Origin of the sequence: Undibacterium sp. Ji42W, from assembly GCF_049340405.1 — a bacterium.
Lineage (GTDB): Bacteria > Pseudomonadota > Gammaproteobacteria > Burkholderiales > Burkholderiaceae_D > Undibacterium.
This window is the reverse complement of the sequence record NZ_JBMPOV010000008.1, coordinates 213,042-225,629: the sequence shown is the minus strand read 5'-3', so window position 1 is coordinate 225,629 and position 12,588 is coordinate 213,042. Positions and strand designations below refer to the sequence as shown.

Here is a 12,588-nt window from a genome sequence, read left to right as displayed (position 1 = left end):
TTAGTATTGATGCGTATTGATGCGTATCGATGCGCATCTATGCAGGATCAGATCAGCACATTGATAATCGCATTGCCGATACCGATCAACGCAGCACCAGAGATCAGGCCGGCGCAAATAGGTTCGCAACCCTCTACCCAGAAATCATAGCCTTTGCTGCCAGGTGTGCTGTTGCGCTTACCCATCCACCAGAATATTGCTGCGCCTATCCACATTGCCAGGCAGGATTCTGGCGGCAGGATGACGCCCAGACCGATGGAGACGGCAGACAACGGGAAGCGGCCCTTGGTGAAGATACGTGCGCCTTCAATCAGGCTGGCGGCGACTGCTGCCACGATAATGGCGGTAATGGCGGAAGATGGGAGGCTGCTGAAGCCTTTGGCAATCAGTTCTGCCACGCCTTTCCATTGCATCGCACCAGGGAAGGCAAACTTGTCGGACACGATGGTGGCAGTGGAGCGTACACCATTGGCATCAGGCGGCAAAAACAGCAGGAAGTACAGTGGTACGCAAGCCAGCGCACCAGAGAAGATGCCGATGATATGGCCTATCGCCTGCTGCCTTGGTTTGGCACCCAGCATGTAGCCAGGTTTGATGTCTGACAGCAGGTTGGATGCATTCGATGCCACTTCAGCAGTCATGCCGGCAGGGATGAGGTTGTTGGCCGGATTGGCACTGTCAATCGCACCCATGCTGAATTGGGTGATTTTTGACAGGGTGCTGGTAGGTGTCCAGGAGGTCAGTGCCATGGCATTGGCGCAGATGATGGTCAGGATAAACACCAGCGGCAGGGTGATGATGGACATGATCCATGGCACACCAAAGAAGGCATGTGTGGTCCAGGCTGCCAATATGCTGAAGATGGGGATGCCGATGTAGGAAATCATCAGCGGCACTTCGATATGATCCAGGATATTGCTGCCCTTGTCGGCAACTTTAGTCTTGTCTGCTTTTTTGAAGATGCTGGTGAACAATTCAGGCTTGGCCGCCAGGCTGATGAAGGACGCCACCACCATCATCGAAACTGCCCACCACAGGCCCCATTGATTGACGATTTCGGTGCGCGAGATAGGTACGACCTTGCCACTTGGGGCGATGCGTTCGATGATGTCGCCGCGTTGTATCATCCACGGTGCCAGGAAAACGAAGTTGATGATGGCACCTATCAAAACGCTGCTGGCAACACGTATGCCCATCAGGCCACCAACGCCCAGCATCGCAGCATCAAGGGTGAAACGCAGGCCCAGTGCACGGAAATCTGTGCCGAGGATTTTGGGGATCAGCAGATCGTATTTGACGGCGGCGGTGTAATAGTAATGATCGACGCGTTCCTGGAAATGCCAGGCTTCGGTCATGCTGGTCCACTTATCCATGCGCAGGATTTTGAACTGTATCAGCTTCATCCAGCCATCGCTGGTAATCATTTGATAAATGGCTGTCCACATGGCGGTAAAGGCCATCAGGCGCGCCTTGTACATGCCGCTGGCGGCTTCGCCGGTATATACCGCATCCAGCACCACGCCGCAGGCACGGCCTTCTGGGAAGGGCAACTGGTCTTCATTGATAAAGCGGCGCTTCATCGGGAAGGCAACCAGCACACCCAATATGGAGCAGACGCTCATCCACACCACCAGGTGCCACCAGGTGACCACGGTACCGCTGATCAGCATATACGCTGACAGCACGGTATTGAGTGGCATGGTCATGTAGCCAGCAGCTGTCGCGATGGATTGCGTGCAGTTGTTTTCAAGGATGGTGAAATCCTTGGCGATACCCAGGTTGGCAAGTATTTTGAAAATCGCAAATGCCAGGATGACGGATGTCAGGCCGACACCGATGGTGATGCCGGTTTTGGCACCGATATATAAAGCAGTTGCAGACAATATGCCGCCAAGCAAAAAACCAGTGAATGCCGAGCGTATGGTCAGTTGTGCCATATCGCCACGGTAAATATTGGCGAACCACCACTCGTCCTTTTGGGCACGGGTCCACGTTCGTATTTGCTCATCGCTTAATTGTTGCAGCGCCATATTTTCTCCAAAGCGGTTGTCTTGCTTGATGATGATGTCCAGCTTGTTGATACATACGCAAGATCATTGCAAATATGAAACACAAAGCCGGAAATATGAAAATTTTCTTTCAGGTGCGGCAGTATCCAAGCGACAGATGTTTTCTGTCAAGCGTGCTTGTTGAAAAAAAGCTTTTAGCTGTCGTTCTATTTGATTTATAGCGAAACTGGCATGTGATTCGCTCCTGTATCAGTCCAAGTCACCCCTGCCTTCTCACTCCAGCCGGGGAGCGTGAAGTACTGCCTCTCGTCGCGGACGCGTTGTTACGCGTCCATGGCTTGACTGGCAACAAGTTCATGACGCCTAACGTAGTTGGCCACCTGGTCGTGAGCCCGGAGGCGCAGAGCTATGTTGGTGGACAGCACCATTCACTGGCTGTTGTCGAAGTGAAGGTTCCCTCAGTCACGTTCCCCAATGTTGAAGTCAAGCAGGCTTTTGTCAGCGAGGTCACGGACATCATAGACAGGCTAAAGACAGGCTAAAGACAGGGCAGCATCCGCGGGAAAGGACTTATGTCAACGTCACGTATGCAGTTGAAGGCACCTGGGGTATCGCGGGCAAAGCCTATTCCAATGCAGAGATGGGTGAGGCTGTGCAACAAGGATTCAACTGGAGAAAACCGATTGCGCAAACCGATTCGGGAGTAAGCACAATGCAGCAATCAAATTATCTGTTTTTCACTACGCAGTGCGAGCAGGCCCTAAGTTTCTATACGCAGTGCGGCCTCGGTAATGTGGTCGATATCCTGCGTCATGGTGAGAGAGGGATGTCGCTAAAGAACGAGACCATGCGCGGCAAGATCATGCATGCCAAATTTGAAGGGCCGGGTTGCTATTTTATGCTTCAGACAATGATGATGTAGAACCTATGCGCGGTTCTGCCGACATACTGATGATGGATAACCGTGAGCAAACCGATCAACTGTTTGCACTGATGAATCGGGGCGCAAATGTCACCACACCGCTGGCTGTGCAAATCCGGGGGGATTATTTTGGTAAGCTGACTGACCAGTTCGGTGTGCAGTGGATGGTTACTGCGCTGAATGAATTGGATGTCATTGAATAGATTGTGACTGCAACTAAAAAGCCCCGCAACTTTCGTTGCGGGGCTTTGAGCAATGCGACTCTATAAGAGTCGCTAGCAGCTATTACATCATGCCGCCCATACCACCCATACCGCCCATGCCACCCATATCACCACCCATGCCGCCGCCTGCTTTGTCGTCAGGCAATTCAGCAACCAGCGCATCAGTCGTCAGGATCAGGCCAGCAACAGACGCTGCATTTTGCAATGCAGAGCGCGTTACTTTAGCTGGATCCAGAATACCCATTTCTATCATGTCACCGTAGGTGTCATTGGCAGCATTGAAGCCGTAGTTGCCTTTGCCATTGATGATGGCGTTAACAACAACGCTAGGTTCGCCACCAGCGTTCGCAACGATTTCACGCAGTGGTGCTTCGATTGCTTTCAACACCAGTTTGATACCTGCTTCTTGATCTGGATTGTCGCCTTTGATGTCGCCTGCAGCTTGACGTGCACGCAACAGGGCAACGCCACCGCCAGGAACAACGCCTTCTTCAACAGCAGCGCGAGTTGCATGCAGAGCATCTTCAACGCGGGCTTTTTTCTCTTTCATTTCAACTTCAGTTGCAGCACCAACCTTGATCACAGCAACACCGCCTGCCAGTTTGGCAACGCGTTCTTGCAGTTTTTCACGGTCGTAGTCAGAAGTTGCTTCTTCGATTTGCGCGCGGATTTGTTTAACGCGTGCTTCGATACCGACAGCCTGGCCAGCGCCATCGATAACGGTCGTGTTTTCTTTACCGATTTCGATACGTTTAGCTTGGCCCAGATCAGCCAGAGTCGCTTTTTCCAGTGTCAGACCAACTTCTTCAGCAATCACTTGACCGCCGGTCAGGATAGCGATGTCTTCCAACATGGCTTTGCGACGGTCACCGAAGCCTGGCGCTTTAACAGCTGCAGTTTTCAGGATGCCACGGATGTTGTTCACCACCAGAGTTGCCAGCGCTTCGCCATCGACATCTTCAGCGATGATCAGCAGTGGGCGACCGGATTTTGCCACTTGTTCCAGTACCGGCAGCAGGTCACGGATGTTCGAGATTTTTTTGTCGAACAACAGGATGAACGGGTTTTCCAGGATAACGGATTGTTTTTCTGGATTGTTGATGAAGTAGGGTGACAGATAGCCACGGTCAAACTGCATACCTTCAACGATGTCGAGTTCGTTGTCCAGGGATTTGCCGTCTTCAACAGTGATCACGCCTTCTTTGCCGACTTTGTCCATTGCCTTGGCAATGATGTCGCCGATGTTTGCATCGGAGTTAGCAGAGATGGAACCAACTTGAGCGATTTCTTTGTTGGTTGTTGTTGGCTTGGACAGCGTTTTGATTTCAGCAACGATGGCTGTAACCGCTTTGTCGATACCGCGTTTCAAGTCAGTTGGGTTGAAGCCAGCTGCAACATATTTGAAACCTTCGCGAACGATGGCTTGTGCCAGAACTGTCGCTGTCGTTGTGCCGTCACCAGCGTTGTCAGAAGTGCGGGAAGCCACTTCTTTCACCAGTTGTGCACCCATGTTTTCCAGCTTGTCTTTCAGTTCGATTTCTTTGGCGACAGAGACACCGTCTTTAGTTACCGTAGGTGCGCCGAAAGAGCGTTCCAGAACGACGTTACGGCCTTTAGGACCCAAGGTGACTTTAACTGCGTTCGCCAGGATGTTGACGCCATTGACGATTTTCGCGCGTGCGTCATCACCAAAAATTACTTGTTTAGCTGCCATATTAATTCTCCGAATTCTTTAATTGATATCGTGGATGTCGTTTACTTCTGTACGACCGCGAAGATATCTTCTTCACGCATCACCAGAACTTCGTTGCCGTCAACTTTGACAGCCTGACCAGAATATTTACCGAACAAAACGCGGTCGCCAACTTTTACGTCCAGGGCGCGAACTGTACCGTTGTCCAGCAATTTGCCAGGACCAACAGCCAGCACTTCACCTTGATCTGGCTTTTCAGCAGCAGCGTCAGGCAGAACGATACCGGATGCAGTCTTTGTTTCTTGATCCAGGCGTTTCACGATCAGGCGATCGTGCAGGGGACGAAGGTTCATACAAGCTCCTTTAAATTTGCGAGTAATTACTATTGGAATTCAATTAAGCTGGGGAAAGACTTGTTAGCACTCTCTCCCAACGAGTGCTAAGTATATGGGCGAGAGGAGGGCTTTTCAAGAGCTAAAAAACAGCTAAATCGATTTTGTTGGTTGGCACGGGTACATAAATAGTGATTATTTAATAATAAAAGGGCCAAATCGATTTCTTTTCGATAATTAATTTCTTTTTGATATGCCTTTTTTATTTAATTTGGTTATATAACCAAATAATTCTTGCTCTTTGCAGAGTGGTGGCTTAAGCTTTAAATATTGGTTGTTCGACCAAATATTTAGATAAAAAGGTTTTATGAAATATCATGCAAACTATGGTCAATTCTGGTGGGAAATATCTTGTTAGACCCGCAGTCGTTTTGCTCACAGGTGGCATGGGTACAGGCAAAACTTCAGTCGCCAGCCAATTTACCAGTCTTGGTGTACCGGTTTTGGATGCTGATTTGGTGGCGCGGCAAATTCATCAAGACCCAGAACATGTAGCGACAAAGCAGATTGCACAAGAATTGCCGCAAATCGTGGATGAAAGTGGCCGCGTAAAGCGTGGTATCTTGCGCACTTTGCTGGTGGCCGATGTGCAACTGAACGAAAAGCTCAAAGCTATATTGCAGCCCCATGTAATGGTTGCGATGCAGGAATGGACGGCGCAACAGCGTGCGGTGTATGTGGTCTGGGAGTCAGCCTTGTTTCCCAGTTTGCGCTTCGCAAGTGAAAGTGGATGTATGGCACCAACAAGAATTTTGCTGGTGGAGGCAAGCGAGGCAACACGTCTGCAGCGTCTGCAACAGCGCAATCCAGGCTGGGCTGAGGCTGAGTTCAGACAGGTTTTTCAAATACAGGCATCATCTGGTTTATACCTGCAATGTGCGCATGAAGTGATGAGCAATGAAAACGACATTGCCAGCCTGTGTCAGCAAGTCTTGCATCAACATCTTATTTATATGTCGTACTGGAGTCCATTATGAAAAAAATCGCATTCTCTGGCACGCTTGATCCCATCACCAATGGTCATCTATGGGTGATTCAAGAGGCCAGGGCTTTAGCTGATGAAGTGGTGGTCTTCATTTCTGAAAACCCAGTCAAGAAGCCGCAGTTTTCTGCACCTGAGCGCAAGCACATCATTGAACGCAGCGTGGCTGAATGCGGCTGGCACAATGTCAGCGTGGTTATCGTCAAGGGCGATTACACGGCGCGTGCTGCCAAGCGCCATGGCATAGAGTATCTGGTACGCGGGATACGCAATACCTCAGACTTTGATTATGAAAACCTGATACAGCAAACCAATGTCGATGTACTCGATGGTGCCAAGACCATCTTTGTCATGCCACCGCGTGATCTTGGTTCTGTCAGTTCCAGTTTTGTGCGTGCCTTGCAAGGGCCGGTGGGCTGGCACTGGACGGTAAAAAAATTCATGCCCATGCCAGCTTATATAGCGTGGATCAAAAGCTGGTTGCGCACTGACTGGCAAAAACTGTGGGAAGCCGAAGCTGATGTTGACGGTACCAAACTCGACCACTGGTTTGATTATCTGACGGGTGATGATGCCTACGGTGCGGCACGCCGGACTTACCATAATCTTGATCATCTGGTGCATGGACTGAGCGAGATATCGGCCTGGGCGAGCAATACCGGTGCCAGCCAGTCTGATGTAGCGATATTGAAAAAAGCGTTCTGGTTCCATGACGCCGTGTATGGTGGAAAACATGCTGATTTATCGAATGAAGAACAGAGTGCCAGGTTGTGGCTGGATGCTGGTCTTCATACAAAAAACGCGCAAGACACGCAAGCAGTGGCTGACCTGATACGTGTAACAGATCACTTCCAAAGTGCAAGCGTAAGTCATCCACTCAAGGACGCCATGCTGGGCGTTGATCTGGCGATTTTGGGGCAGGCTGCCGATACCTATGATGCCTATGCTGCAGCCGTGCGGCTTGAATATAGTGATGTAGATGATGCTACTTATCAGGCTGGCAGGGGGCGTGTGTTGAGTCATTTTGAAACCCAGGCAGCGGCAGGCAAATTATTTACTGATGCCTGGTTTGCGGATTTATACACCAGTCAGGCGCTGCTTAATCTGCAGCGTGAAAAAACGCAATCAGCGTAGTTGAAACGAGGGGCAGTAAAGGCTGCGATCCGGCATATAAGGTCAGCTTTTTCAATTATGTTTCAGTTAGCTGAGTGAGGCTTGCCCTGGCTTGCTTCACCAGCGTATTCGTCAGGCGCGCCAGTCGCGGCGTCTGCACTTTCCAATGGTGCCAGTACAGCGCCACATCAACCGGATTAGCTGGCATCAGCCTGACCAGTTTGTCCTGATCCAGGTTGTCCAGCATGGTTTCAGGTATCACTCCCCAGCCCAGGCCAAGCAAAATTGCGTGGTTATACGGTGTCGTTGCCGGTATGTAGTGTGTGGGGTAGGCATGTTCCTGCAGCCCAAAATGTTCGAGCAAAATCTGTGCTTGCAATTTGTCTTTGCGATTAAACGTCAGTACCGGTGCCAGCCTCGCTGCCTTGCGTGTCATACCTTGTGGGAACCAGCGCTGGTAGTACGTTTTGCTGGCGACCGGATGGTAACGCATGAAGCCCAGCGGCACAGCCTGGCAACCCCGCATGGCATTTTGTTCAGCCGATAGGCAGCCCAGGACCATACCGCTTTCCAGTAAGTCATGGGTATGATCCTGGTCATCAATCAATACTTCAAGCAAGATATTTTCAGCGATCAAAAATTCTGCCAGGGCAGGAAGTAACCAGCTATCCAGACTATCGGCATTGACGCCCAAGGCAATACTGATAGCTGCGCTTTGCTGACCGGCAAATTCACTTTGCAAATCTTGCTCAAGCTCTGCCACCCGGCGCAAGTGTTGCACCAGCTTTTGCCCGGCTGCCGTGGCGCGGCAAGGGCGGCTGCGCACCAGCAGGGTGTTACCCAGTTCCATTTCCAGTGCCTTGATGCGCTGTGAAATGGCAGAGCTGGTCAGGTTCAGGGCTTGCGCTGCTTGTTCCAGACTGCCATGGTCAATGACACTGAGAAAGGCTTCGCACTGGCGGCTGTCTAGTCTTGTTTGCATTTTTCTAGATAAGATATTAATGAGTTTGTGGTGTTTTGAGTAAAAACCTCTCGACACAGAGACACAGTAAAAAGGGATAATTTTTAAATAACGCTCGTTGCTATCGAATGCATTCGACCAAGGTTCTTTGTTGCATCACGAAGAATGTAAAAAAACTAAGTTCATAAGTTAAGAAATTTTAATGAATTCGTAAATATTTTAAATTTACTTCATATTAAACCTTTTGTTGCCCAAACTCCCTATATCAATAAACAGGGAGACAGATGATGTTGGCTTTTATACTCAAGGGCATGGGCATGAGTGCAGGTTTGATCATGGCTATCGGTTCGCAAAATGCCCATGTTTTGCGCATGGGTTTGCGCCAGCAGCATGTGGCTTTAACAGTCATGATCTGCATAGCGTGTGAAATGCTGCTGATACTGGCTGGTGTGGCGGGTATAGGTGGCATGATCAATAGCCAGCCAGTCTTGCTGATGATGGCCCGTTGGGGCGGGGTGGCGTTTTTGATCTGGTATGGGTTGCGGTCTCTGCGGGCTGCGGCCAGTCAGCAAAGTCTGGTCGCAGAAGACGGCGAGTTGAATCTGACGGCGGGCAAGGCAGCCCTGGCAGTGCTGGGAGCGACCTTGCTCAATCCACATACCTATCTCGATACCGTAGTGTTGCTAGGAGCCATAGGTGGGCAGCAACCTGGTGACGGCAAATACTGGTTTGCCGTGGGTGCCGTCTTGAATGCCACGATCTGGTTTGCGGCTTTGGGCTTTGGAGCTCGTCTGCTTGCCCCCTGGTTTGCCAAGCCTATAGCCTGGCGCGTGCTGGATAGCGTGGTCGGCATTGTGATGCTAATGCTCGCACTCAATTTAATACTGGGTTGAGCTTGTTTTGCTCTGGTCGTTTGTTGAAAAGTCCGAATTGTGATAACTTCGGCGCATGAAAAAATCCTGGCGTTTATTGATTGCTTGGCTGTTACTGGTACTGCTGCCCCTGCAGGGCGTTGCTGTTGCCAGTAAATTAGGCTGCGCCATGGATATGCCTGTCCAGGCTGGCGTCTCTGTTGCCGTTGGCAATGAACATTGCCAGCCAGTTGCCAAAGCTGATGGCACCAGCACCAGCGCTGTAAAAGGCAAGGTGGGCGATCATTGCAAGTCTTCCTCTCCCTGTTGCATGAGCATCGCCCTGATGCCTGCTATTTCAATTTCTGCATTGATACCTGCGTATGATGATGCTCAGGTGCTGCCTGTTTTGCTGCCAGCATCTGTCCCAGCGCGCATGCTGGAACGTCCCCCTAAAGTTGTTTTCGCCTGAATAATTAGCGTAGTTAGCTACGTTTCGTAGGTTGGGCCGCACGTACAAGGTAGCTCAACCTACGAATAGCCACCTCAATTTTGCAGAGATACACTTCTTACCGCGAGGACTTCATGTCGCACATTCATTACCGATATCTGTTACCAGCATTGCTGGTAATGACTGGCTGTACCAGTTTTGATATCAACCAGAGTACCCAAAAAATCAATCAGCAATATCCGGCTTATACCCAGGGAAAACTCGCATTGGCCAGCACCTCTGCGCAACAAAAAGACATGAAGGTACGAGCGGCAAGTCTGTTGCATGACACGCTGACGCAAGATGCCGCCGTACAAATTGCCTTGCTCAATAGCCCCGCGCTGCAAGCCATGCTGGCGCAACACCAGGCAGATGGGGGGGATGCCGAACAAGAAGGGCGTATCCAAAATCCTGTCTTTAACTTTGAGCGTAACCGTCAATCCGGCGAGCTTGAGATCGCCCGCATGCTGAGCTTCGGTCTGCTGGATTTACTCAGTCTGCCACAACGGCAGACGTTGGCGCAACATGGTCTGGCACAAGCCCAAACACAATTGAGCGTGAATGTGATTGACCGTGTGAATCAGGTGCGTGCTGCCTGGGTCAGGGCAGTCGCAGCACAACAAAGCCTGGAATATGCCATGCAAGTCAGCGACGCTGCCGATGCCGGCGCTGTACTGGCAGAACGCATGCTCAATGCGGGCAATTTCAATAAGCTGCAGGCAGCGCGTCAGCAGGCGTTCAAGGCCGACGCGGTGGCGCAACTCAGCTTTGCCCGCTATACCGGCCTTGCTACCCGCGAAGCGCTGGTGCGTTTGCTGGGCTTGAATGACGAGCAGGAGAAAAAACTCAAACTACCAGAGCACTTGCCTGATTTGCCGGTAACACCGTTGGCAGCAGAAAACATAGGTCCGCAAGCGACCAAAGACCGTCTCGATATACAACTGGCAAAACAGGAACTGGATGCCGCCGCCGCACGTCAGGGCCTAAGCCTGGTCAGCAGCTTTGCAGATATAGAACTGGGCATCAGGCGCGACACCAATTTTGATGCATCGGGCAATAGCGATATCAAGCGTGGTTTTACAGTCAGCCTGAGGTTGCCTTTATTCGACTGGGGAGATGCACAAAGAACTGCCATGAATGCGAAGACTCTTGCAGCCAGTTATCGCCTGCAAGATACGGTGAATAATGCAGGCTCGCATCTGCGGGTCAGTTATTCTGCCTATCGCAGCATGTACGATATCGCCAGGCAATACCATGACGAGATACTGCCGATACGCAAACGCATCTCTGCCGAAAACCAGTTGCGTTATAACGGCATGTTCATCAGCGTGTTTGAATTGCTGGCCGATAGTCGCGAGCAAGTCAACAGCGTGCTGGCCACTATCAACGCGGAACAACAATTCTGGCTGGCAGATGCGGCGTTGCAGGCTGAACTGCTGGGGCGTCCATCGGCAAGTAATCTTAATCCCGTCAAATCAGCTGCCACGGCAGAAACAGCGCATTGATCACTAGATCTGCGAAGGAAATAACATGAGTACAAGAAGAGATTTTTTTAAACTGGCGGGTATTACTGGCATCGCTGGTGGTGCCCTGGCAGCGGCCAGCGTCAGCAAAGTGGCATTGGCTGCCTTGCCGGAAGCTGTCACACAAACCAGGCCCGACACCATGCCGCCGCTGCAGCCCAAGAATGGTCGCCCGTACAATCCGGTGGTGACACTGAACGGCTGGACCCTGCCATGGCGCATGAATAATGGTGTCAAGGAATTCCACCTGATCGCTGAGCCGGTAGTGCGGGAAATGGCTCCCGGCATGAAAGCCCACCTTTGGGGTTATAACGGCCAAAGCCCTGGTCCCACGATAGAGGTGGTGGAGGGCGACAGGGTACGTATCTTTGTCACCAACCGTTTGCCAGAACATACCAGCATGCACTGGCATGGTCAGCGCCTGCCCAATGGCATGGATGGTGTATCCGGCCTGACCCAGCCGTCGATACAACCAGGCAAAACTTTTGTCTATGAATTTGTGGCACGTCGCCCCGGCACCTTCATGTACCACCCGCATGCAGACGAAATGGTGCAAATGGCGATGGGCATGATGGGTTCATGGATTACCCATCCAAAGAATAAACATCCGCAGATTGAGGAAGTCGACAGGGATTTTATTTTTTTACTCAGTGCCTATGACATAGAGCCAGGCGCATTCAAACCCAATATCATGACCATGACAGACTTTAATTTATGGTCATGGAACAGCCGCATTTTTCCTGGCATTGATACCCTGAATGTACGCAAGAATGACAGGGTCAGGATACGCGTAGGCAATCTGACGATGACCAACCATCCGATCCATATCCACGGTCATGAATTCACCGTGACAGGTACGGATGGCGGCCCCGTGCCCAGAACAGCGCGTTGGCCGGAAGTGACGACTGATATCGCCGTCGGCCAGATGCGCCAGGTTGAGTTTGTCGCCGATGAAGAAGGCGACTGGTCCTTCCATTGCCACAAGAGCCATCACACCATGAATGCCATGGGCCACAGTGTGCCGTCAATGATAGGTGTCGATCATAAAGATGTGGCCGACAAGATCAGCAAGTTGATCCCAGCTTATATGAGCATGGGCGACAAGGGTATGGCCGACATGGGAACCATGGAAATGCCGCTACCCGACAACACCATCCCTATGATGACAGGCGAAGGGCCATTTGGCGGGCTGGAAATGGGCGGCATGTTCAGCGTCGTCAAGGTGCGCAAAGACCAGAAGCCGGGTGACTATAAAGACCCCGGCTGGTTCCAGCATCCCAAAGGAACAGTGGCGTATGAATATGCCGGTCCGGTAGCGGATGCCCTGCGCCAGCCTGCTGATCGGCATGCCGGGATGAAGCATGGCAAGGAAGTTGAAGTACAGGTGCGCAAGCCGCAAGGCCATAGCGGACATTAAGTTACGCAAAC

13 protein-coding genes are annotated in these 12,588 nt (G+C 51.2%); 9 read left to right on the top strand and 4 right to left on the bottom strand.

What is annotated here, in order from left to right:
- Positions 1–47: 47 nt before the first annotated feature.
- Positions 48–2,030, bottom strand: a complete 1,983-nt coding sequence (locus tag ACO0LG_RS18865; RefSeq protein WP_423029098.1) for an OPT family oligopeptide transporter — start codon at positions 2,028–2,030, stop codon at positions 48–50.
- Between the two features lie 335 nt (positions 2,031–2,365).
- On the opposite strand from ACO0LG_RS18865, the gene ACO0LG_RS18860 reads away from it, so the two are divergent.
- From ACO0LG_RS18860 to ACO0LG_RS18850, 3 genes are all read left to right on the top strand, one after another.
- Positions 2,366–2,551: a hypothetical protein gene (locus ACO0LG_RS18860; protein ID WP_423029097.1), complete on the top strand. Its 186-nt coding sequence runs from the start codon at positions 2,366–2,368 to the stop codon at positions 2,549–2,551.
- 170 nt (positions 2,552–2,721) lie between these two features.
- On the top strand, positions 2,722–2,931 hold the full coding sequence (locus ACO0LG_RS18855) for a hypothetical protein (protein WP_423029096.1): 210 nt from the start codon (positions 2,722–2,724) through the stop codon (positions 2,929–2,931).
- Positions 2,932–2,936: 5 nt separating this feature from the next.
- Positions 2,937–3,134, top strand: a complete 198-nt coding sequence (locus ACO0LG_RS18850) for a hypothetical protein (protein WP_423029095.1) — start codon at positions 2,937–2,939, stop codon at positions 3,132–3,134.
- An 82-nt stretch (positions 3,135–3,216) separates the two neighbouring features.
- On the opposite strand, the gene groL is transcribed toward ACO0LG_RS18850, so the two are convergent.
- Together groL and groES are read right to left on the bottom strand one after the other, a co-directional pair.
- On the bottom strand, positions 3,217–4,869 hold the full coding sequence (groL, locus tag ACO0LG_RS18845) for a chaperonin GroEL (RefSeq protein ID WP_423029094.1): 1,653 nt from the start codon (positions 4,867–4,869) through the stop codon (positions 3,217–3,219).
- 41 nt (positions 4,870–4,910) lie between these two features.
- Positions 4,911–5,201: a co-chaperone GroES gene (gene groES / locus ACO0LG_RS18840; protein ID WP_110257032.1), complete on the bottom strand. Its 291-nt coding sequence runs from the start codon at positions 5,199–5,201 to the stop codon at positions 4,911–4,913.
- Positions 5,202–5,557: 356 nt separating this feature from the next.
- On the opposite strand from groES, the gene coaE reads away from it, so the two are divergent.
- Positions 5,558–6,217: a dephospho-CoA kinase gene (coaE, locus tag ACO0LG_RS18835; RefSeq protein WP_423029093.1), complete on the top strand. Its 660-nt coding sequence runs from the start codon at positions 5,558–5,560 to the stop codon at positions 6,215–6,217.
- Positions 6,214–7,356 carry a pantetheine-phosphate adenylyltransferase gene (coaD, locus tag ACO0LG_RS18830; protein ID WP_423029092.1) on the top strand — a complete coding sequence of 381 codons (1,143 nt, stop codon included), beginning with the start codon at positions 6,214–6,216 and terminating at the stop codon, positions 7,354–7,356. The genes coaE and coaD overlap by 4 nt, the downstream gene beginning before the upstream one ends.
- 55 nt (positions 7,357–7,411) lie before the next feature.
- On the opposite strand, the gene argP is transcribed toward coaD, so the two are convergent.
- Positions 7,412–8,317: an HTH-type transcriptional regulator ArgP gene (gene argP / locus ACO0LG_RS18825; protein WP_423029091.1), complete on the bottom strand. Its 906-nt coding sequence runs from the start codon at positions 8,315–8,317 to the stop codon at positions 7,412–7,414.
- Between the two features lie 266 nt (positions 8,318–8,583).
- Between argP and ACO0LG_RS18820 the strand changes: the two genes are divergently transcribed.
- The 4 genes from ACO0LG_RS18820 (at position 8,584) to ACO0LG_RS18805 (ending at position 12,577) form a co-directional block, all read left to right on the top strand.
- Positions 8,584–9,189 (top strand): LysE/ArgO family amino acid transporter, encoded by a 606-nt coding sequence (locus ACO0LG_RS18820; RefSeq protein WP_423029090.1) that lies wholly within the window; start codon positions 8,584–8,586, stop codon positions 9,187–9,189.
- Positions 9,190–9,244: 55 nt separating this feature from the next.
- On the top strand, positions 9,245–9,619 hold the full coding sequence (locus ACO0LG_RS18815; RefSeq protein WP_423029089.1) for a hypothetical protein: 375 nt from the start codon (positions 9,245–9,247) through the stop codon (positions 9,617–9,619).
- Positions 9,620–9,732: 113 nt separating this feature from the next.
- Positions 9,733–11,142: a TolC family protein gene (locus tag ACO0LG_RS18810; protein ID WP_423029088.1), complete on the top strand. Its 1,410-nt coding sequence runs from the start codon at positions 9,733–9,735 to the stop codon at positions 11,140–11,142.
- 25 nt (positions 11,143–11,167) lie between these two features.
- Positions 11,168–12,577: a multicopper oxidase family protein gene (locus tag ACO0LG_RS18805; RefSeq protein WP_423029087.1), complete on the top strand. Its 1,410-nt coding sequence runs from the start codon at positions 11,168–11,170 to the stop codon at positions 12,575–12,577.
- The last annotated feature ends 11 nt before the right edge of the window (positions 12,578–12,588 follow it).

Bases quoted from the DNA above. Each gene is read 5' to 3' on its own strand.
- ACO0LG_RS18855 (WP_423029096.1), top strand. From the start codon at position 2,722: ATGCAGCAATCAAATTATCTGTTTTTCACTACGCAGTGCGAGCAGGCC.
- groES (WP_110257032.1), bottom strand. From the start codon at position 5,201: ATGAACCTTCGTCCCCTGCACGATCGCCTGATCGTGAAACGCCTGGAT.
- ACO0LG_RS18805 (WP_423029087.1), top strand. From the start codon at position 11,168: ATGAGTACAAGAAGAGATTTTTTTAAACTGGCGGGTATTACTGGCATC.
- ACO0LG_RS18850 (WP_423029095.1), top strand. From the start codon at position 2,937: ATGCGCGGTTCTGCCGACATACTGATGATGGATAACCGTGAGCAAACC.
- ACO0LG_RS18865 (WP_423029098.1), bottom strand. From the start codon at position 2,030: ATGGCGCTGCAACAATTAAGCGATGAGCAAATACGAACGTGGACCCGT.
- ACO0LG_RS18810 (WP_423029088.1), top strand. From the start codon at position 9,733: ATGTCGCACATTCATTACCGATATCTGTTACCAGCATTGCTGGTAATG.
- coaD (WP_423029092.1), top strand. From the start codon at position 6,214: ATGAAAAAAATCGCATTCTCTGGCACGCTTGATCCCATCACCAATGGT.
- ACO0LG_RS18860 (WP_423029097.1), top strand. From the start codon at position 2,366: ATGACGCCTAACGTAGTTGGCCACCTGGTCGTGAGCCCGGAGGCGCAG.
- groL (WP_423029094.1), bottom strand. From the start codon at position 4,869: ATGGCAGCTAAACAAGTAATTTTTGGTGATGACGCACGCGCGAAAATC.
- ACO0LG_RS18820 (WP_423029090.1), top strand. From the start codon at position 8,584: ATGTTGGCTTTTATACTCAAGGGCATGGGCATGAGTGCAGGTTTGATC.
- ACO0LG_RS18815 (WP_423029089.1), top strand. From the start codon at position 9,245: ATGAAAAAATCCTGGCGTTTATTGATTGCTTGGCTGTTACTGGTACTG.
- coaE (WP_423029093.1), top strand. From the start codon at position 5,558: ATGCAAACTATGGTCAATTCTGGTGGGAAATATCTTGTTAGACCCGCA.
- argP (WP_423029091.1), bottom strand. From the start codon at position 8,317: ATGCAAACAAGACTAGACAGCCGCCAGTGCGAAGCCTTTCTCAGTGTC.